The sequence below is a fragment of the Actinoplanes sp. NPDC023801 genome (genome assembly GCF_040639655.1).
In the GTDB taxonomy this organism is placed as follows: domain Bacteria; phylum Actinomycetota; class Actinomycetes; order Mycobacteriales; family Micromonosporaceae; genus Actinoplanes.
On sequence record NZ_JBFAAI010000044.1, the window covers coordinates 1 to 19,570 of the forward strand.

Annotated in this window: 21 protein-coding genes and 1 pseudogene; 12 read left to right on the top strand and 10 right to left on the bottom strand. The window is 71.9% G+C overall.

All coding sequences use genetic code 11. The features are described 5' to 3' along the window. Positions 1-502: 502 nt before the first annotated feature. Both AB0G04_RS41515 and AB0G04_RS41520 read right to left on the bottom strand, forming a co-directional pair. Positions 503-3,151 (bottom strand): hypothetical protein, encoded by a 2,649-nt coding sequence (locus AB0G04_RS41515; RefSeq protein ID WP_360995372.1) that lies wholly within the window; start codon positions 3,149-3,151, stop codon positions 503-505. A 34-nt stretch (positions 3,152-3,185) separates the two neighbouring features. After that, positions 3,186-3,677 (bottom strand): hypothetical protein, encoded by a 492-nt coding sequence (locus tag AB0G04_RS41520; RefSeq protein WP_360995375.1) that lies wholly within the window; start codon positions 3,675-3,677, stop codon positions 3,186-3,188. A gap of 100 nt (positions 3,678-3,777) precedes the next feature. Between AB0G04_RS41520 and AB0G04_RS41525 the strand changes: the two genes are divergently transcribed. Both AB0G04_RS41525 and AB0G04_RS41530 read left to right on the top strand, forming a co-directional pair. Continuing rightward, on the top strand, positions 3,778-4,422 hold the full coding sequence (locus AB0G04_RS41525; protein ID WP_360995377.1) for a DUF2238 domain-containing protein: 645 nt from the start codon (positions 3,778-3,780) through the stop codon (positions 4,420-4,422). 22 nt (positions 4,423-4,444) lie between these two features. Continuing rightward, a complete protein-coding gene (locus AB0G04_RS41530) occupies positions 4,445-5,593 on the top strand; it encodes a GDSL-type esterase/lipase family protein (protein WP_360995380.1) in 1,149 nt (382 codons plus the stop codon). Positions 5,594-5,598: 5 nt separating this feature from the next. Here the strand turns inward: AB0G04_RS41530 and AB0G04_RS41535 are convergent, their stop codons facing one another. Next, entirely contained in the window at positions 5,599-6,552 is a 954-nt protein-coding gene (locus AB0G04_RS41535; RefSeq protein ID WP_360995383.1) for a tripartite tricarboxylate transporter substrate-binding protein, read from the bottom strand. 50 nt (positions 6,553-6,602) lie between these two features. Here AB0G04_RS41535 and AB0G04_RS41540 point away from each other — a divergent pair, with 50 nt between their 5' ends. Together AB0G04_RS41540 and AB0G04_RS41545 are read left to right on the top strand one after the other, a co-directional pair. Continuing rightward, on the top strand, positions 6,603-8,150 hold the full coding sequence (locus tag AB0G04_RS41540) for a sensor histidine kinase (RefSeq protein ID WP_360995386.1): 1,548 nt from the start codon (positions 6,603-6,605) through the stop codon (positions 8,148-8,150). Between the two features lie 29 nt (positions 8,151-8,179). Then, positions 8,180-8,431 (top strand): annotated as a pseudogene (locus AB0G04_RS41545) (response regulator); the annotation flags it as partial. On the opposite strand, the gene AB0G04_RS41550 reads toward AB0G04_RS41545, so the two are convergent. The 3 genes from AB0G04_RS41550 to AB0G04_RS41560 are packed head-to-tail and all read right to left on the bottom strand — an operon-like array spanning position 8,363 to position 10,472. Then, complete coding sequence (locus AB0G04_RS41550; protein WP_360995533.1) at positions 8,363-8,911, bottom strand: tripartite tricarboxylate transporter permease; 549 nt, start codon at positions 8,909-8,911, stop codon at positions 8,363-8,365. The pseudogene AB0G04_RS41545 and the gene AB0G04_RS41550 overlap by 69 nt on opposite strands. An 8-nt stretch (positions 8,912-8,919) precedes the next feature. Further along, entirely contained in the window at positions 8,920-9,441 is a 522-nt protein-coding gene (locus AB0G04_RS41555; RefSeq protein WP_360995389.1) for a tripartite tricarboxylate transporter TctB family protein, read from the bottom strand. Between the two features lie 5 nt (positions 9,442-9,446). Next, a complete protein-coding gene (locus AB0G04_RS41560; protein WP_360995392.1) occupies positions 9,447-10,472 on the bottom strand; it encodes a tripartite tricarboxylate transporter substrate-binding protein in 1,026 nt (341 codons plus the stop codon). Positions 10,473-10,705: 233 nt separating this feature from the next. Here AB0G04_RS41560 and AB0G04_RS41565 point away from each other — a divergent pair, with 233 nt between their 5' ends. From AB0G04_RS41565 to AB0G04_RS41575, 3 genes are all read left to right on the top strand, one after another. Then, positions 10,706-11,881 carry an endonuclease gene (locus tag AB0G04_RS41565; RefSeq protein ID WP_360995395.1) on the top strand — a complete coding sequence of 392 codons (1,176 nt, stop codon included), beginning with the start codon at positions 10,706-10,708 and terminating at the stop codon, positions 11,879-11,881. Positions 11,882-12,119: 238 nt separating this feature from the next. Continuing rightward, positions 12,120-12,545, top strand: a complete 426-nt coding sequence (locus AB0G04_RS41570) for a hypothetical protein (RefSeq protein ID WP_360995397.1) — start codon at positions 12,120-12,122, stop codon at positions 12,543-12,545. Continuing rightward, a complete protein-coding gene (locus AB0G04_RS41575; RefSeq protein WP_360995399.1) occupies positions 12,542-13,711 on the top strand; it encodes a zinc-dependent alcohol dehydrogenase in 1,170 nt (389 codons plus the stop codon). Before AB0G04_RS41570 ends, AB0G04_RS41575 begins: the two co-directional genes overlap by 4 nt. On the opposite strand, the gene AB0G04_RS41580 is transcribed toward AB0G04_RS41575, so the two are convergent. Together AB0G04_RS41580 and AB0G04_RS41585 are read right to left on the bottom strand one after the other, a co-directional pair. Continuing rightward, the gene (locus AB0G04_RS41580) at positions 13,654-14,442 is read right to left on the bottom strand and encodes a cytochrome c oxidase assembly protein (RefSeq protein WP_360995402.1); all 789 of its coding nucleotides are present in this window, start codon (positions 14,440-14,442) and stop codon (positions 13,654-13,656) included. The genes AB0G04_RS41575 and AB0G04_RS41580 overlap by 58 nt on opposite strands. Then, positions 14,439-14,918 carry a DUF2243 domain-containing protein gene (locus tag AB0G04_RS41585; RefSeq protein WP_360995405.1) on the bottom strand — a complete coding sequence of 160 codons (480 nt, stop codon included), beginning with the start codon at positions 14,916-14,918 and terminating at the stop codon, positions 14,439-14,441. Before AB0G04_RS41585 ends, AB0G04_RS41580 begins: the two co-directional genes overlap by 4 nt. A gap of 127 nt (positions 14,919-15,045) precedes the next feature. Here AB0G04_RS41585 and AB0G04_RS41590 point away from each other — a divergent pair, with 127 nt between their 5' ends. Beyond that, complete coding sequence (locus AB0G04_RS41590; protein WP_360995408.1) at positions 15,046-15,318, top strand: hypothetical protein; 273 nt, start codon at positions 15,046-15,048, stop codon at positions 15,316-15,318. 18 nt (positions 15,319-15,336) lie between these two features. On the opposite strand, the gene AB0G04_RS41595 is transcribed toward AB0G04_RS41590, so the two are convergent. Next, positions 15,337-16,311, bottom strand: a complete 975-nt coding sequence (locus tag AB0G04_RS41595) for a helix-turn-helix domain-containing protein (protein WP_360995410.1) — start codon at positions 16,309-16,311, stop codon at positions 15,337-15,339. Positions 16,312-16,405: 94 nt separating this feature from the next. Here AB0G04_RS41595 and AB0G04_RS41600 point away from each other — a divergent pair, with 94 nt between their 5' ends. Beyond that, positions 16,406-16,819, top strand: a complete 414-nt coding sequence (locus tag AB0G04_RS41600) for a hypothetical protein (protein WP_360995413.1) — start codon at positions 16,406-16,408, stop codon at positions 16,817-16,819. Continuing rightward, on the top strand, positions 16,816-17,049 hold the full coding sequence (locus tag AB0G04_RS41605; RefSeq protein ID WP_360995416.1) for a DUF3817 domain-containing protein: 234 nt from the start codon (positions 16,816-16,818) through the stop codon (positions 17,047-17,049). Before AB0G04_RS41600 ends, AB0G04_RS41605 begins: the two co-directional genes overlap by 4 nt. Here the strand turns inward: AB0G04_RS41605 and AB0G04_RS41610 are convergent. Next, entirely contained in the window at positions 17,042-17,854 is an 813-nt protein-coding gene (locus tag AB0G04_RS41610; RefSeq protein WP_360995419.1) for a protein phosphatase 2C domain-containing protein, read from the bottom strand. The genes AB0G04_RS41605 and AB0G04_RS41610 overlap by 8 nt on opposite strands. Before the next feature lie 57 nt (positions 17,855-17,911). Between AB0G04_RS41610 and AB0G04_RS41615 the strand changes: the two genes are divergently transcribed. Next, the gene (locus AB0G04_RS41615) at positions 17,912-18,871 is read left to right on the top strand and encodes a hypothetical protein (RefSeq protein WP_360995421.1); all 960 of its coding nucleotides are present in this window, start codon (positions 17,912-17,914) and stop codon (positions 18,869-18,871) included. A 370-nt stretch (positions 18,872-19,241) separates the two neighbouring features. Next, positions 19,242-19,559 (top strand): hypothetical protein, encoded by a 318-nt coding sequence (locus AB0G04_RS41620; RefSeq protein WP_360995424.1) that lies wholly within the window; start codon positions 19,242-19,244, stop codon positions 19,557-19,559. Positions 19,560-19,570 lie beyond the last annotated feature (11 nt).

The following is a 19,570-nucleotide window of genomic DNA, read 5'->3' on the forward strand; positions in this document are numbered from 1 at the left end:
TGCAGCAGTGCAGCCACCGAGCAGGACGGCCGTCAGCAGAGCGGGCAGGGCGGCGGGGGGCCCCCGGGGGCCGCCCGGGGGGGGGGGGGCCGCCCCCCCGCCCCCCCCACCGCCTTTTCCGCAACAGGGGCCCTCGCGCCAGGGCCGGGAAGCCGCGGTCCCTCGCCGGCGTGGCCCGCGCTGCGGCCGGTTCGTGCCACTGGCCCGTGGCGCGGCGCCACGGCCGGTTCATGCCACTGGCCCGTGGCCCGCGCCGCGGCCGGTTCATACCACCAGCGATCCACGCCGCAGCCGGTGCGTGCCCCTCGCCCGTGGTCCGCGCCCGGTAGGGAGTGCCCCTCGCCTCGCGATCCGCGCCTGGTGGGGTAGTGCCCCTCGCCTCGCGATCCGCGCCCGGTGGGGTAGTGCCCTTTGCCTCGCATCCCCGCCCGATCGGGTAGTGCCCTTCGCCTTGCTGTCCGTGCACCGGCCGGTGGACGGACAGCAGAGGCGGACGGCGGGCCTACGCCGCGCGGTCCCGGTTTCCGGCCAGCGTGCGGGACAGGCGGGCCGCCTCGGTGACCAGGCGGCTCCGGCCGGCCCGGGATGCGACCTCGGCCACCTCGGGGATGTCCTCGGACGCGCCCGAGGCCGCAGCAGCCGCCTCGGCGACCAGCAGCAGATCGGGCAGGCCGGCGGCCGGTTTCGCTGCGGTCAAGATCGTCGGCAGGAACTCGCGGACCGTGGCCCACACCTCGGCGGCTGCCCCGGCCTGCAACGCCTGACTCAGCGTGTCGGCGACGCGCTTCAGGACCACACCGTTGGCCTCGGACAGGGCAGCCAGCTCACGGCCGACAAGTGAACCGTCGAGAACGCCGCGGGCAGCCAGGTCGACGAACGCGTCACTGGCCGCGACCCGGCCGTCCGGCCGGGTCGCACTCGCACCGTAGGCCAGGCACAGCGCCATCGCCGTGCCGAACGGCCCGTCGCAGGCGGCCAGGGCCGGGAGTACGCCGATCTCACCGGCCGCGCCCTTGCCCTCGGTCGCCTCGATGAGCCGCGGCTGGATGTGGGCCGCCGCGATCTCCCGGTGGCTGGGCAGAACCATCGGCCACCCGGCGAGCGAGGGACCCCAGCGGTAGCCGTCGACGCGGTCCCGGGCGGACTCGGCCGGCTGGTGCAGCAGATAGGGCTGGACGGTCAGGTTGTGCTCGATCGGGCCGAACGCCACGGTGCGCCGGCGGGCGCGGGTCCGGCAGTCGCACCTGGTCCCGGCGGCATGGGGGCACGGCCGGACGGGCGTCACCCCCTCGACGACCGGATCGGGGAGCCCGCCGCTTTCCAGGAACTCGGCGAATGCCTTACCGGCCGGCGACTCGAGCCGGGCCGCGGCCGCCCGGATGTCCGGGCTGACCGCACGAGGCAGGCGCAGCAGGGCCTGTGACAGGTCGAACGGCTCGGGTTCCCAGTCCTCGCCGAGAAGCCGCAGCACCCGGGCCGGATCGACGTGACCGTCGACCGTGGCCGGGGTGGCGAGCAGGGCCGGCGGCGGGGTCTGGCACATCTGCCGCGTCAGCTCGGTCATCCGCTTGACCGGCATCCAGAACGGCGGGGCGGCGGTCCGCTCCCACGACGACGGGCTCCAGGCGACGAACTCCCCGGTGACGACGGCATGCAGCAGGTTGGCGAACGCGTTGCGCCAGTGCGGCACGATCGGCTTCAACGCCCGCGCCAGAGCGGGCCGGTCGGTGGCCGTGAACTTGACCAGGGCGTCCAGGATCAGCTCGACCCGGACCTGGTCCTCCGCGTCGTACAGCAGATGTTTGGCCTCGGCGACCAGCTCCGGGATCGAGGCGATCGGCGGTGGCATCGGCGCGGCCGGCACGACCGGCGGCAACCTGACGATCCCGGCCGGTTGCGGGGTGGCACCGGGACCGGCCCCGCCGAGCAGTCCGGTGGCCTGGCGGCGCAGGTCGCCCTGCAGCTCGGCGGCCGCGGCGGCCAGCATCTCGTGCCCGGTCGCACCGAACGCCGGCAGATGCCGGGCGGCCAGTTTGAGGGCCCGCTCGGCCAGATCGGCGGCCGGGTTGGCCAGGCCGCTCAGCAGCGCCTCGAACAGCAGCCGGCCGGGCTCGCGGGCCAGGGCGGCACCGAGCCAGTCGAGCTGGGCCCGGACCAGCTTCTTCTCCTTGCGGAGCAGCACCGCCCAGGCCGCGTCGGCCACCGTGTCGGCGTCCAGCAGCCCGGCGTCGTCGGCGAGACGCAGGGCCCGCTGCGCCACCTCGGCCACCGTCGGATCGGGGCCGGACAGCATGCCGCAATACTCGCCGCGGCGGGCCGCGGCCTCCTCCGCCGTCGGGTCCAGGAGCCGGTGCAGCACCACCATCCGGCGCAGCGCGGCGGTGCGGTCACCGGCGTGCAGGCGAAGCACACAGCCGTCGAGCAGCGCCGACCGGTCGAGCACCCCGTCGGCGGCCAGCCTGGTGAGCGCTTTCGTCCACTCCTCGTCGAGCTCCTGGCCGAGCAGCGGGACGGTGAACACGTGCGGCAGCATCAACTCCATGAGCGGGTCGGCGCGCAGCAGGTCAGCAAGATCCTTGCGATATCTGTCCGCGCCGACCTGGCGCATCCAGCCGCGCACCGTGGACTCGGTGATCGGTGGGGGCAGCTCCGCCTCGCCGAGCAGGCGGACGACCAGTGGCCACTGGTTGTCGACCTGGTTCGGCCGCATCTTCTCGGCAAGTGAACGGGCGATCGCGGGAATCGACGGCCGGCCGGCCGCGCGCAGCACCCGGACGACACCGTCGACGGACGCCGGCGCCGGTGGCTGCCAGAACCGGTCCGACCGCAGCCAGGAGACGACGTCCGCCGCGCGGGGCAGGCACGCGGCACCGGCGACCCGCAGGGCCGCCTCCCGCCTCTGCAGGTGAGTGAGCCGCCGATGGTGAGCGTCGGCCTGCCTGGCGAAGAACTCCATCGGGTCGAGACCGGCCACCGCGCCGGGCGCCATCGGATCGGTGCCGATCCCGGGGTCGGACCAGCGCAGGACGATGCCCTTGACCTGCGTGGCCAGGGCACGCCGGGCCGGCTCGCCGAGACTCAGCAGGCCGGTGACGACACTGTCGACATCACCGGCGCGAATCCACGATTCCAGCTGCGGGAAGCTCACCATGGCGGACACCGTAGCGGCCACCTCCGACAAAAACTCAGGCCGCGTTCCAGGCCCGTTCGAATTCGTCCGCGCTGATCTCGTACCTCAGAAGTTCCGGGTCGTAGAGATCTCTGGGGGGATTGAACGGCCAGTCCTCCGGCCCGGTGCGAACCATGGTCCCGTCCGCCTCGATCGTCACCTGCCGCAACCGCCGGCCGTCCGGCCCGAGTTCCTCCAGATAGACCTCGTCCTCGTAGGGATCCCGGATCCAGACCCGTTCCCGCCCGGCGAGCGCCCCGAATCCCGGCCGGTCACGCTGAGCGTCACGGTTCTTCCGGGCCTCCTTGAGCCCGGCCGGCATGACCGGATCGTCGATGTCGACCTCGTCCAGGCTCCCGTCGGCGAAACGCGCCACGTCCTCGGGATCGCCGACCACCTCGACCCCGGCGAACGTTTCCATGATCTCCCGCTCGGACCGGGCGTGGATCCACCACCACAGGCCGCCCATCCCGTAGTCCTGCAACACCAGGAACCGCTTCAGGGCCAAGATCAGGACCTTTCCTCCGTACGCCCGGAGCCCGAACCCTAACCCCCGTCCGCGAGCCGTACCTGAGACGGCGGGCGCCGGTTGCCTAGGATCGCCGGGCGTGGATGATCGCCGGTTTCGATGGGTGCTGATCGCGTTCGCCTGCCTGCTGGCCGTGACCTGGTGGCGTCCGCCGTTCCCGGCGGAGCAGGCCATGCACCACTCGCTCACGGTGGCCGGCCTGGTGGCCCTGGTCGTGGTGCACCGGCGGTGGCGGTTGCCGTTCTCGTCGTACGCGCTGATCCTGATCTTTCTGGGGTTGCATTCGGTGGCGGCCCGATGGATGTACTCGTTCGTGCCCTACGACGAGTGGACGCGGGCGCTGACCGGGGTGTCGCTGTCGGAGGTGGCCGGGTGGGAGCGCAACCACTTCGACCGGCTGGTCCACCTGGCGTACGGGCTGTGCTTCGGGCCGGTGATCCTGGGAACCCTGCGCGGCCGGTGGGCGCCGCTGATCGCGGTCGAGGTGGTGCTGTCGAGCAGTGCGCTCTACGAACTGTTCGAGTGGGGGATTGCCCTGACGCTCGCGCCCGCGGACGCTGAGGCCTACAACGGCCAGCAGGGCGACATGTGGGATGCGCACAAGGACATGGCGCTGGCCACCGCCGGTGCCGTGCTGGGCGTACTCGTCACCTGGTGGTGGCGAAGCCGAGCGGACCTTGCGCCGGTCTGCTCCGATGGGGCGGGTGGCGAACCTGGGGGATAGCTGTCACCGTACCGGGGGAAACGTGACGGATCGTCGTACATTGATACGAGCCGGTGGGCTGCTGGCCACCGGCATGGCCGTGGCGACGGCCACCTCGGGGCCGGCGCGGGCCGCCTCGCCGACCGCCGCTCTGCCGCTGCTCAGCTGGCATGCGGCCCTGGCGAACCGCCGCTACGCACCGGCCGTGGTGGCCGTGCTCGGCTCGTCGAGCAGCGAGGGCGTCGGCGCCACCGGGCCGGGCCGGGGCTATGTCCCGGTGCTGGCCGAGACCCTGCGTGCGGCGTTCCCCGTCGCGGGGGTCGCCGGCGGGGACAACTATGTCGCGGCGTGGGGCACACCCCGGTGGTGGCCGGTGACGATGAGCGGCGGCGCGGTCCGGTCGAAGACGGCCGGCTGGGGGCTCAAGGCCGTCGACCTGGTCGCCGCGGGACAGAGTCTCACGCTCACGTTCACCGGCACCAGCGTGCACGTCTGGTACTCGGCCGTCCCGGCCGGTGGCGCGTTCTCGGTCTCCGTCGACGGTGCCGTGGTGGCGGCGATCAGCACGGCGGGTACCGGTGACGCCGCGTCGTGGCGGTCCGGCCCGCTGGCGCCCGGCCGCCACACGATCGTCGTCACCGCCGCGGGTGGCGGGCCGGTGCGGGTGCACGGGTTCGCGACGTTCGACGCCGACGAGGATCGCGGGGTCCAGGTCTACAACGGTGGGCACGGCGGCCGGACCAGCGGTGACTTCGCCGAGGGGGCGGCGGCCTGGGCGCCGCGTCTGCGGTCGATGCAGCCGCACCTGGTGATCCTGCAGCTGGGCGTCAACGACTGGCGGAGCGGTGTGCCGGCCGCGGTGATGAGACAGAACCTTCAGAAGATCATCGCGGTGGTACGGGCGAACACGACCACCGAGCCGTCGTTCGTCGTGTACGGGCCGCCGCGGGTCGGCGCCGACCACCGGGTGCAGGATTTCGCGCACTTCACCGAGGCCTGGCGGGAGGTCGCGGCCGAGGACACCGGAGGGCCGGGCGGCGGCAGCGGCGTGGCCTGGTTCGATCTGGCGGCCCGGCAGTTGTCGCCGTCGTCGGACAACCGGCTCGGCCTGTACTGCGAGGATCTGGTGCACATGACCGACCAGGGTGCGGCGTTCACCGCCGACGCGCTGACGGCGCTCGTCCGGCCCTGACCGGGTCAGGTGCCGAGGCCCAGCTCGGCGAGGATCTGGGTGACCCGGCCGTCCTGGTGGCGGAGGAAATCGCCGAAGTCCGGCCCCGGCAGGTAGGCGTCGGACCAGCGGAAACCCTCCATCGCCTGCTGCCACGTCGCGGACCCGCGCAGCCCGGTGACGGTGTCGGCGAGGGCCCGGGACCGGGTGCCGTCGAGTCCGGGCGGAGCGACCAGGCCGCGCCAGTTGGTGAAGACCACGTCGAGCCCGGCCTCGCGCAGGGTGGGTGCGTCGACGCCGCGGCTGCGGGCACTCCCGGTCGTGGCAAGCACGCGCAGCTGGCCGGAGTCGATCTGGCCGGCGAACTCGCCGAGACTGGACACCGCGGCCGCGACCCGTTTCGACAGCACCGCGGCCAGCAGCACGCCGCCGCCGTCGAACTCGGCGTACCGGGCCGACCGGGGTGTCACGCCGGCCGCCTTCGCGATGAGCATGGCGGCCAGATGGTCGGGGCCGCCGGGCGCGGAACCGCCGCCGACGATGAGTCCTCCGGGGTCGGCGCGCCAGGACCGGACCAGGCCGTCGAGATCCCGCAGCGGCGAGTCGCCGGTGACGACAAGTACCTCCGGTTCCTCGATGAGGCGGGCGACCGGGGTGACCGCGTCGAGCGTCACCGGGACCGGCGAGGTGTGCTGCGCCCCGACCAGGCCGAGACCCATCAGCATCATCAGGTCGCCGTTGCCGCGTTCGTAGACCAGCCGGCGCAGCCCGACCGTGCCGCCGCCGCCGGCCAGGTTGAACACCTCCACCCCGGAACGCACGTGGTCGACGTCCAGGGCGGTGGCGACGGTCCGGGCCGTGATGTCGTAGCCGCTGCCCGGCGCATTCGGCACCATGAGCCGCAGCGCCGGATCCGCCCGCGGGGCGCAGCCGCCGGCCAGGACGGTCAGCGGGGCGGCGAGCAGCGTACGACGGCGCACCCGCTCAAGATAGCGTCGGGAGACGGCTGACCGACCGGGGGAGGAGACAGGTGCGCTGGAAGTTCTCGCTCGCCGGACAGTTCCTCGTGCTCCAGTTCGGCATCGTGCTGCTGGTGGTCGGAGCGGTCGCCGCGGTGTCGCTGGCCGAGGCCGACGCCGCCTTCCGCCGTGACCAGGGCGCCAAGCTGCGGTCCAGCGCGGAGAACCTGGCCGCCACCGATGTGATCCGGGCCGGGATGAGCGGCGTCCCCTGGTTCGACGCGCTCGCCGCGCGGGCCGAGACCGCCCGCAGCGTCTCCGGGGCGTCGTTCGTCGAGCTCACCGATGCGGACGGGGTCCTGCTGACCGGCCCGGAACGTGGCCGCCCGGCGGAACTCGCGGACAGCGGCGGGCTGGCCGGCCGGGCCTGGCTCGGCGTGGTGGAGCACAACGGCCGGGCGCTGGTGGCGCACGCCCCGGTGCTCGACCCGGACGACGGCCGGGTCCTCGGGCTGGTGATGGTCGGCAAGACCTATCCGACGCTGCCCGAGTCGCTGGCCAGCGCCGCCGCCGACCTGCTGACGTACCTGCTGCTCGGCTCGGTGCTGGGCGGGGCCGGGTCGATCCTGCTGTCCCGCCGGATCAAACGGCAGACCCTCGGACTGGAGCCGGTCGAGATCGCCGGGCTGGTCGAGCACCGGGAGGCGATGCTGCACGGCATCAAGGAGGGGCTGATCGGCGTGGACCCGGCCGGTCACGTGACGCTCGCCAACGACGAGGCGCGCCGGCTGCTCGGCCTGTCCGGTGAGGTCGACGGGCGGACGTTGCGGTCGCTCGGCGTACCGGAGGAGCTGTTGACCGGTGGGTCCGGCGAACCCGACCGGGTGGTGGTGCACGATTCCCGGGTGCTGGTCCTCAACCGGATGCCGGTGGTGGTCCGCGGGCGCGCGGCCGGCTCGGTCACCACCCTCCGTGACCGCACCGAGCTGACCTCGCTCGAACGTGAGCTGGACCTGAGCCGCCACACCACCGACACGCTGCGGGCGCAGGCACACGAGTTCACCAACCGGCTGCACACCATCTCCGGTCTGGTGCAGCTCGGGCAGTACGACGAGGCGGTCAACTTCATCATCACGGCCGGTGAGCTGCACAACGCGCTCAACCACGAGGTGCAGTCGAGGATCGCCGACCCGGCGCTGGCCGCCCTGATCATCGCGAAGGCCAGTGTCGCCTCCGAGCAGCACGTCGAGCTGCGGATCGCCGAGGAGACCAGCATGCCCGCCCCGATGGCCGACCGTCTGGCCGCCGATCTGGTCACGGTCGTCGGCAACCTGATCGACAACGCCCTCGACGCGGTCGGCCCGGACGGCTGGGTCAGTGTGGCGGTCCGGGACCTGGGCGACGAGATCGAGGTGCGCGTGACCGACTCCGGTGCCGGGGTGGCGCAGGAGCATGCCGAGAAGGTGTTCAGCAGCGGGTTCACCACGAAGTCGGGTGACGGGCACGGCGGTCTGGGCCTGGCGCTGATCAGCCGGGTGTGCACGGCCCGCGGCGGCGGCATCACCGTCAGCGGGTCGGCGTTCACCGCCCGGCTCCCGGTGAAAGCGGAGGACCGATGACGCGGGTGCTCGTGGTCGACGACGACTTCATGGTGGCCCGGATCCATCAGGGGTTCGTGCAGAAGGTGCCCGGCTTCACGGTGGCCGGTACCGCGCACACCGGCGCGGCGGCCCTGGCGGCGGTGGAACAGCTGCGGCCCGATCTGGTGCTGCTCGACATCTATCTGCCGGACATCTCCGGTCTGGAGATCCTGCGCCGGCTCCGGCAGGAATCAAGCACCGTCGACGTCATCGCGATCACCGCGGCCCAGGACGCCGAGACCGTACGGGCCGCGCTGCGCGGTGGCGTCATGCACTACATCATCAAGCCGTTCACCTTCGACACGCTGCGGGAACGGCTCGAGCGCTACACCGAGGCGGTGACCCGGCTGACCGGGGCACCGGCCGCGGCGGATCGTCGAGATCGTGCCGGCCACGAAGGAGCCGATCGCCGCGGTCGCCAGAGCACTGCGGGCCCGCCCGTTACGGGCCATCTGATAGCCCTCGATGGAGGTCGCCACCGACGCCGACTCGCCCGGGGTGTTCAGCAGGATCGAGGTGGTGGAGCCGCCGTACATGGCGCCCGCGTAGATACCGGCGAACATGATCAGCGTGCCGGTCGGGTCGTCGAGCTGCAACGCCACCGGCAGCAGCAGGGCGATGGTCAGCGCCGGCCCGATGCCCGGCAGCACGCCGACGAGCGTGCCGATGGTGACACCGATCGCCGCGTACAGCAGATTCTCCGGGGTGAGGACCGTGCCGAAGCCGGCCAGGAGGTCCATGAACGAGCTCACAGCGGCAGCACTCCCGCGGGCAGGACGATCCCGAGCAACCGGGTGAAGATCAGATAGATGCCGAGCGACAGTCCGGCCGCGGTGGCCAGGTCCCGGACGATCACCTCACGCCATGGGCGGGTGCTCAGCAGCCGGGCCGAGACGAGCACGAACGCGGCGGTGGCCAGCACGTACCCGAGCACCGTGTACTTCAGCACCACGGAGTAGACGATCAACGCGACGAGCAGCAGCGCCGGCGTCCGCCAGGCGGCCCGCCCGAGGTGTTCCGGGGCGGCGACCCGTTTGCGTACGGCGTCGAGCAGGTACCACGCGGCGACGACGACCCACAGGCCCGTCACCACGAGCGGTGCCAGCGTCGGGCCGCCGAGTGTGACACCGTTGCCGGCCGCGGTGCTGACGGCCTGCCACAGCAGGGTGAAGCCGGCGAGCAGCAGGACGGCACCGACGGCCACCGGGCCGGAGGCGGACGGTTCCGCCGCAGGCCGGGCCGGGGCACCTGGGGGGAGTGCCGGATCCATGTCGCTCAGCCCAGACCGATCTCGGTCAGGACCGTCTTGATGCGGGTGCTCTCCGCCGCGTAGAAGGCCACTGCCTCGTCGCCGGACTTGTAGAAGTCCTGCCAGTTCTTGGCGGTCAGCTCGGCCTTCCACTGCTCCGACTGGTGCAGGTCGTCGACGAGCTTGAGGACCGCGGCCCGCTCGCCGGCGCTGATCCCGGGCGGGGCCACCACGCCGCGCCAGTTCAGCAGCTCCAGGTCGTACCCCTGCTCCTTGATGCTCTGCGCCGGAGTGCCGGCGCCGGTGTCCTGACCGGTCGCCGAGGAGACCGCCAGGGCCCGGACGTCACCGGACTTGACCAGGTCGGCGAACTCGCTGGTGCCGGAGACCGCCACGCTGACGTCCCCGGACAGCAGGGCCGCCTTGGTCTCGCCGCCGCCCGAGTAGGCGACGTACTGCTTGGCGACCGCCTTGGCGTCCGCACCGGCCGCCTTGGCGAACAGGCCCACCAGGATCTGGTCGGTGCCGCCGGCCGAGCCGCCGCCCCACTTGACGCTCGCCGGGTTGGCCTTGATGTCGTCGGCGAGCTGCTTGAGCGTCGTGTACTTGGAGTCCTTGCGCACCACCACGACCTCGGACTCGGCGGTGAGCGTGGCGATCGGCGTGGTCTTGCTCAGGTCGATCGGCGATTTGTTGGTGACCACGCCACCGACCATCACCAATCCGGTCACCATGAGCTGGTGCGGATCCTTCTGGTGGCTGGTGACGAGCTCGGCCAGGCCGATCGTGCCGGCCGCGCCGGTGACGTTGCGGACCTCGGCGCTCTGGTTCTTCAGCAGGCCGGCGTCCTGCATCACCTTCTGCATCGAACGGGCCGTGGTGTCCCAGCCGCCACCGGCACCGGCGGGCGCCATGATCTGCAGGGTCTTGCTCGGATAGTCCGCCGGCGCGGAGCCCGCCGCGTCCGGCGTGCCGCCGACGTTCTGGTCGGCGCAACCACCGGCAAGCAACATCGCGGCCGGCAGTGCGACCACGAGAGTTCTTCTGAACATCAGGATCGTGCTCCTGTCACAGGGGGAAGACGAACGTGTTACGCACCCTGCAACATGAAGTGACGGCGGTCACTATTGTGGAATCTGCGAGCATATTGGTCTTTCTGGTCCCGGCCGGGCCGGCGTCCGCGGAGCCGCGGGGAGCCGCGTATGACCGAAGTGGTATGAGCCGGTCGGTGTCGCGGTCGACCAAACTGAAGGCTGTCTATACAGCCTGGCGAACGGAGCCCTCCATGCCCGGTCCCACACGCCATCGGCGCATCGTCGCGCTGCTCGTACCCGCCCTCGTCGGCGTGCTCACCGCCACCCTCACCGTGTTCGGGTTCCCCCAGCCCGCAGCCGCCGCAACGCTGACCGTCGCCCAGGCAATCAGCGGCCAGACCGGCGCGAGCGCCACCGTCGCCGGATACGTCGTCGGCGAACCCACCGGCAGCACCGTCCGGTTCAGCGGCTTCACCGGCGACACCGCGCTGGCCATCGCCGACAGCGCGGCCACGACCAGCACCGGCAACATGTTGTACGTCCAGGTCACCAGCTCCTACCGCTCGTCGTTCGGGCTGCTCAGCAACCCCTCGCTGATCGGCCGGAGGCTGACCGTCACCGGGACGCTCACGGCGTACTTCTCACACGCGGGTCTCAGGTCTCCGACCGCCATGACGCTCGGCACCGGCGCCACCACGGGCCCGACAGCCACCGCCTCCCCGACGGTGTCCAGCGGCACCGGCACCTACTACGCGGCGGCGGTCGGCAAGTCCGGCCCCAGCCTGCGATCGGCGCTGCACACCATCGTCTCGACCGGCGTGACCAAGCTGTCCTACGACGGCGTCTGGGAGGCCCTCAAGGTCACCGACCAGGACCCGGCCAACCCGTCGAACGTACGGCTGTTCTACTCCGGGGTCAGCCGGCCCAAGACGCTCAACGGCGGAGCCACCGGCAACTGGAACCGGGAACACGTGTGGGCCCAGTCGCACGGTGATTTCGGCACCGTCGCCGGACCCGGCACCGACCTGCACCACCTGCGGCCCGAGGACGTCACCGTCAACGCGCGGCGCGGCAACCTCGACTTCGACAACGGCGGCAGTGCGGTCTCCGGTGCCTCCGGCAACTACGCCGACGCCGACTCGTGGGAACCGCGCGCCGCGGTCAAGGGCGACGTCGCCCGGATGCTGTTCTACATGGCGATCCGCTACGAGGGCGACGACGCGTTCGCCAACCTCGAGATCAACAACGCGACCGGCAACAGTGGCGTGCCGTACCACGGCAAGCTGTCCACCCTGATCGCCTGGCACAACGCCGACCCGCCGGACGCCGCCGAGAAGGCTCGCAATCAGCGGATCTTCGCCAGCTACCAGCGCAACCGCAACCCCTTCATCGACCACCCCGAGTGGGCCACGTCCGTCTTCAACTGAACCCGGCCCCTGCCCGCGGCCACCGTCACCCGCGTGACGGTGGCCGCCACCGTCCCCCACCGCCCGCGCGCCGTTCCGCACCTGCGGTGCACCACCGTCGTCTCACCGCCCTTGAGACAGCGGTGCCGTCCAGCCGTGGAACTCCGGCTGTCGCGCATCGCTGTCTCACTGCGGCACGCTCGGCGCCGTTTAGGTGTGCCCCTGGGTGGTATGCCTTCGTCGAGCGAAAGGAGCAGGTATGACTCGCACCGCGAAGGTGTTGTTGATCGCTGGACCGATCGCGGCGGGCGCCGCAGCCGTCGCCGCCGGACGCCGCGCGAAACGGAGGACACCGCCCCGGCACCGCCATGTGCTGACGGTGTACCGGCCGCTGGCGGAGCTGGAGGTGACACAGTTGCCCGGCTCGCTGAGCGAGATCGCCGACCACGTGGAGATCCGTCTCGCCGCCGCGCCGGGCGGACGGGGCACCGAGATCGCGGTCCGGATCCTGGACGGCTCGCCGATCACCGACGGTGAGGTCCGCCGGGCGCTGCGGGAGACCCGATCCCTGCTGGAGGCCGGTGACGTGCTGTTGCCGTCCGGCCCGCCGACGACGGTCTCCACACCGCTGAACCGGCCGCTGCAGACCGCGACTGCCCACGGCCGGGAAGGAGGCCTGCTATGAAGGCGCTGCAATGGCAGGGTGTCAACAAGCTGGCCGTCGGAACCGTTCCCGACCCGGAACTGCGCAACCCCGGCGACATCATCGTCAAGGTGACCCGGACCGTGACGTGCGGTTCCGACCTGCACCTGCTCGGTGGCTACATCCCGTTCATGGAGAAGGGCGACGTGCTCGGGCACGAGTTCCTCGGCGAGGTCGTCGAGGTGGGCCCGGACGTGCGCAACCACCGGGTCGGTGACCGGGTCGTGGTGTCGTCGTTCATCTCGTGCGGCAACTGCTGGTACTGCGACCAGAAGCTGTTCTCGCTGTGCGACAACGGCAACACCAACCCGGCGATCACCGAGACGTTGTGGGGCCATGCCCCGAGCGGCTGCTTCGGCTACTCGCACGCCATGGGTGGCAACGCCGGCAGCCACGCGGAGTACATCCGGGTCCCGTTCGCTGACGTCGGCGCGTTCACCGTACCGGACACCGTCAGTGACGAGCGGGCCCTGTTCGCCTCCGACTCCGCCTCGACCGGCTGGATGGGCGCCGATCTCGGTGGCGTCAAGCCGGGCGACGTCGTCGCGGTCTGGGGCGCCGGAGCGGTCGGGCAGATGGCGGCCCGCGCCGCCGTGCTGCTCGGCGCGGACCGGGTCATCGTCATCGACCGCCTGGAGAACCGCCTCGACCAGGTGCGGCAGCACGTCGGCGCGGAGACGCTCAACTACGAGAGCGACGACATCGCCGGTGAGCTGCGCGACCGCAGCGGCGGCCGGGGGCCGGACGTGTGCATCGAGGCGGTCGGCATGGAGGCCCACTCGCCGGGTCCGCAGTTCGCCTACGACCAGCTCAAACTGCAGCTGCGGCTGCAGACCGACCGTCCGGTGGCGGTCCGCGACGCGATCCATGCCTGCCGTAAGGGCGGCTCGGTCTTCGTGCTCGGCGTCTACGCCGGGTTCGTCGACAAGTTCCCGCTCGGCGCGCTGATGAACAAGGGCCTCACGGTCCGCGGCGCGCAGATGCACGGGCAGCGTTACATCCCGATGCTGCTCGACCGGATGGCGAAGGGTGAGCTGGTCACGGAGCATCTGGCGACGCACGTGATGCCGCTCGACGAGGCGCCGGAGGGCTACCGCATCTTCAAGGACAAGAAGGACGACTGCGTACGGGCGGTGTTCGTGCCCTGACGACGCGGACGCCATCGGGTCACGAGGGCGGCGGCGAGGAGCAACTCGGCGATGTCTCCGCCGTAGTACATCAGCTCGGCGCCGCCCTCGCGCTCGGCCCGAGGCACCGGCAGGTCGACGAACAGGCCGGCGAACATGAGCTGCGAGAAGATCGCGTGAAAGGCGATGGCCACCCCCAGGATTACCAGCCGTACGGGCACCGCCGGCCGCCGCGGCGCCGGGTCGGGCCCGGCCACCACCCACGCGAACAGGTAACCGGCCAGCAGGAAATGCACGTGAACCAGCAGGTGCAGCGCCGGATCCCGGACGGTAGCCGCGTACAGCGGGGTCAGATAGAGCACGGCGATCCCGCCGAGGTTCAGTGTCAGCGCGACGACCGGGTTCGCGACGGCGTGCACCGCCCGGCTGCGCAGCAGGCGGCCCACGACCCGGCCGGCCCGGCGGGGGATCGCCCGCAGCAGCAGCGTCATGGGGGCACCGAGCACCAGTGCGAGCGGGGCCAGCATGCCGATCAGCAGGTGCTGGAGCATGTGGGTACGGAAGTCACCGGCCGGCCAGGGCGACATCCCCGGCATCAGACCGGCTACGAGCAGCACCGCGCCGGTGAGGAACGACAGGATCCGGCGGCCGGGCCATCCGGGGGTGATCGCGGTCAGGATCGCGTAACCGGCCGCGGCGACGACCACGAGCAGCGGCAGCAGGACACCGCCCGGGTGGTGCGCATGTGTCACCGGCGATCCCCGGAGCCGCGCCGCAGCAGCCATCCGGCCGCCACCAGGACCGCGCCGAAAGCGAGGAAACCCAGGTCCCACCACAGCTGGTGGGGCCCGCCGTGCACGTGGTGGATGCCCAGCAGGTGATGGTCGACGACGCCTTCCACCAGGTTGAACAGGCCCCAGCCGATCAGCATCGAGCCCCAGAGCTCCCGCGACCGCCACACCGTCGAGCGGTCGGCGGTGATCCGCGAGTAGAGCATGCCCAGCCCGATCAGCACGGCCAGCCAGGTGACGGTGTGGAACAGGCCGTCGGCGAGCGTGTTCATCCGTAACCCGTCGACGGTGTTCTCGGGATATCGGCTGGTCAGCAGGTGATGCCACTGCAGCAGCTGGTGCAGCGCGATGCCGTCGACGAAGCCGCCCATGCCGATTCCCAGGACGATGCCCGGGAGGGTGATCCCACGGCGGGTGGTCGGTGCGGTCGCAGTCATCGGTGTCTCCTCGATCGGGTGGTCCCGCCGCTTACCCGCGCTACGACCGTCTATGCGTCCACCGGCGTGGAGTGGATCGGACGTTTGTGGGAACCCGGTCCGTATGGCGAGACCACGCACCGCCAGAGTGGCGGCATCCAGCGAGTTCATCGGCGGCGACGGCATCCGTCAGCCGGGCGGGGAGGTTCATGCCTGGACACCGGGCATGAACCAGACACTGTGCGGGCTCGCGCTGAGCCGCACGCGGCTGCGGCGGTTCCCGCACGTGCCGTTCGACTTCCGGGCCACCGACGTGATCACCGCCGAGGACGAGGTGCGTCACATCTGCCCCCGCTGTACGGCCGCGACCGGCGGCCGCCGCGGCGAACGCTCGTGGACCCGTACCGCGCCCCGGCCCTGACCGGACGCCGGTCGGCACCTACGGCCGTGCGGAGGGCGTACCGGCCGCGCTCGAGCTTCGGAAGGCCGTCCGGTAGGCGTGCGGGCTGGTGCCGACGACCCGTTTGAAGCGGTCGCGGAACGCGGTGGGCGAGCCGAAGCCGACCTGACCGGCGATCGTCTCGACGGGCTGGCCGGTGGTTTCGAGCAGGTGCTGTGCCTGTCGGATACGGGCCCGCAGCAGCCACTGCAGCGGGGTCGTACCGGTCTGTTCCCGGAAGCGGCGGTTCAGGGTGCGGATGCTCATGCCGGAGCGGGCCGCCAGATCGCTCAGGGTCAGGTCGATGTCGGTGTTCTCCTGCATCCAGCGCAGCAACGGTTCGAGACCTTCGCCGCGGGGGACCGGCGGCTGTTCCGGGATGATGAACTGGGCCTGGCCGCCTTCCCGCTCCAGCGGCATGACGGACAGCCGGGCGGCGTCGGCGGCGACCGCGGAACCGTGGTCCTTCCTGATCAGATGCAGACACAGGTCGAGGCCGGCGGCTGCTCCGGCCGAGGTGAGGAACTGGCCGTTGTCGACGTAGAGGACGTCCGGGTCGACGTTGATCTCCGGGTGGCGGGCCGCGAGCGCGGCGGCGGCCAGCCAGTGCGTGGTGGCACGCAGCCCGTCGAGCAGGCCGGTGGCGGCCAGGATGAAGGCCCCGGAGCAGATGGAGGCGATCCGGGCGCCGCCCGCGGCCGCTTTCCGCAGCTGATCAAGAACCTCCGGCGGTACGGGCACGCCGGGATCCGCACACCCCGGCAGGATGATCGTGTCCGCGTCGAGGAGCGCGTCCAGTCCCCACGGCGCCAGCAGGCGGAACGCGCCGGCGTCCACGGCCGGTGTGGCCGCGCAGATCCGCACCTCGTACGGCGTGCCGCCGTCGGCGAGCCGGACCCGGCTGAACACCTCGATCGGCGTCGACAGGTCGAACGGGATGACCCGGTCCAGGGCGAGGACGGCAACCGTGCGCATGCCGTCCACCCTACGAGCACGCTGGCCGGAATCCGTTGCAGGTGGGCAATCCTGCCAGTTCCGGCCGGCCCGCCCGGTGCCTAGCGTTCCCCGCGTGACGAAGCTGCTTCTCTCCCTGCACGTACTCGCCGCCATCGTCGCGATCGGCCCGGTCACCGTGGCGGCCAGCATGTTCCCCGCCGTGGCACGGCGTTCCGACCGGTCCTGGCTGACCCTGCTGCACCGGATCTGCCGCGTCTACAGCCTCGTCGGCGTGGCCGTGCCGGTCTTCGGACTGGCCACCGCGAGCAGTCTCGGCGTCCTCGGCGATACCTGGCTGATCACGTCGATCGTGCTCACCGTGGCCGCCGCCCTGATCCTTGCGCTCGTGATCCTTCCCGGTCAGGAGAAGGCGCTGGCGGGGCAGCCGGTGACCCGGCTCGGCATGGTCACCGGGATCTTCAACCTGCTCTGGGCCACCGTGACCGTGCTGATGATCGTCCGGCCCGGCTCGACGACCGGGGCGTGACCGTGCGTACCGCCTCGTGGGCCGAGTTCGTCTCCCTCGCCGTGCTGCTGCTGAACCTCGCCATCGTGCACCTCGACGCCGTCACGTCGCTGGGCGGGCCGGTGCACGGATGCGCGTACCTGATCGTCGTGATCCTCACCCTGCGTCACCCGGGACTGTCCACCGGGACGCGGATGCTCGGGCTGATCCCCGGCGCCGGCGGGCTCCTCGTGCTGCGCCGGCTCAGCTGACGTCGATCAGCACGGCGGTCGCGTTGTCGGCGCCGCCGGCCGTCAGGGTCGCCTCCAGCAGTTCCGGGACGGCGGCCCGCCCGGTCAGCGCGCCGGCCAGGACACGATCGTCGAGCTGGTCGGAGACTCCGTCCGTACACAGTAGGAATCGGTCACCCGGACGCAGGCTGACGTTGAGCAGATCGGGTTCCGGCATGCCGGGATGGCCCGCGTAGCGGGTCAGGCGGTGCCGGCCGATCCACGCCTCCCGGGAGTCCGGCGCGTACCACCCGTTGAGGACACCCAGCCAGGCCGCCGTGTGATCGGTGGTGAGCAGCTCCAGAACGCCGTCGCGCAGCCGGTAGGCCCGCGAGTCGCCGAGCTGCACGATCCACGCGCCGCCCGCGTGATCGCTCTCCCCGCCGGAGCCGCTCCCTCTGCCGGAGTCGCTCCCTCTGCCGGAGTCGCTCTCCCTGCCGGAGACGGCCTCCCCGCCGGAGATGAAGGCGGTCAGGGTGCAGCCGGTCAGCCCGTCGATGCCGCGTCCCGCCTCCCGGACGGCTCTCTGCACCGCGGCCACCGCGGCACGCAAGGCAGCCGGCCCGGTCACCGCTGCCGTCTGACGGACGAAGACCTCCACCGCGGTACGCCCGGCGGCGGTGCTCCCCGGACCGTCGCCCATTCCGTCCGCTACCACCGCGAGCGGACGTACCGTGTCGAGGTGCAGCACGTCGTAGTTTTCGGGGTAACGGTTGCCGACCACGCTGCCGGCCGTTGCGGTGACCAGCCGGCCGCCGGCCGTCCACCCGGCCGTCCTGAGTTCCATGACCGAAGGCTACGGCCGCCCGGGAACCCCCGGCGGCGACGGGCCGTCGTACCGGTCATGAGGCTACGACCGCTGGCCGCCGCCCTGGCCGCGCTGATACTCACGGCGTGTGCACCGCCGGACGCGGCCGGCCCGTCCATTCCGGCCCCCTCACGTCCGGGCGCCGCGCCCGAACTGCCGTCCGGCTGGCGGTGGGAGTCCTACGGCGGTGTCCAGGTCGGCGTCCCGGGCGAGTGGGGCTGGGACGACCGCGCTCTCCGCCTCGACGCATGGTGCATCGAGCAGGACTCGGAACGGCGGCCGGTGGTGGCCCGTCCGGGCGCCCCGGTGCCGGCGATCGGCTGCCCCGACGGCGGGAATCTGATCAAGAACACCGGCTGGGTGGTCGGATTCGGTCAGGCACTGCCCGGCGAGCCGGACGGTGTACTGCACTCCGGTGACCGGGCGACAGTCCGTACCGCCGGTGTCGAGGTGATCGTCCAGGTGCCCCGCGACATCCGCGACCGCATCGCCGCCACGGTCCACCGGGTCGACGTCGACGCGTACGGCTGCCCCGCCACCCATCCGATCAGCTCGACGCGGGCGTGGCGTCCACCGGCCGGGCCGGACATCGCCGCGCTGCACGACGTCACCTCCCTCTCGGCCTGCCGCTACGGGCTCGGCTCGCCGGCCTCGCTCATCTCCAGCCTGCGGCTGGACGGCCCCGCGGCCCGGCGTGCGCTGCAGGGCATCACGCGGGCGCCGGCCGGCGGCGGACCCGACCGGCCCCAGGACTGCGCACCCGAGGTGGCGTGGGGTGACGAGGCGATCGTGCTGCGGGTGAGATCCGCGGCCGGGCTGACCGAGATCACCGTGCGATATGCCTCCTGCAGCGGTCACGGCTTCGACGACGGCGGAACCGTCCGCGGGCTGACCCTGGCCGCGATCGCGCCGTTCACCAGTGGAGCGAACACCGTTCCGGCCCTCGAGGCGCAGCTTGCCGAAGCCCTGTCGCCGCGACCCGATGCCAGCCGCTGAGGCGGGGTCCCGCAAAGCCCCTGGCCCATGTACGCGGACTGCTTCCCTCGCTGCTTCCGCGTGTGCCGATCCGGCCGGGCGTGTGTTGCTTACGGCGTGCTGATCCCGCCGGGCGGGTGCTGCTTGCGGCGTGCTGGTTCGGCTGGGCGGGTGCTGCTTGCGGCGTGCTGATCCCGCCGGGCGGGTGCTGCTTACGGCTTGCCGATCCGGCCGGGCGGGTGTCGCTTCTGTGTGGGTCGGGCGGCTACTTCGGGTGTGCTGATGGGGCACGGCGTGCGTTCTCTCCTGGTCGACCAGCTGCCGCCGGGAAATGTCGTACGCCGGCGGTAACGTGCCGCGCGTCAGGGTCGAACGGCGATCGGAGGGCCGGATGTACCGGCAGGGTGACGTGCTGATCATTCCCGTCGTGGCGACGGAGGTGCCCGCGTGTGCACCGGTCCCACGGGATCGCCGCGGGCGGATGGTGCTGGCCCGTGGTGAGGCGACGGGGCACGCGCACGTGGTCGGCGGGCCCGGTCTGCAGCTGCTCGCCGACCTCGACGATCCGGAACAGATGTTCATCGACGTGCCTGCGCACGGGCGGGTCACCCACGAGGAACACGGGCCGATCTCGCTGCCGTCCGGGCACTACCGGGTCGTCCGCCAGCGTGAATACATCCCGGGCGCGTTCCGTCCGGTCGCGGACTGAGGAGGAGCGCG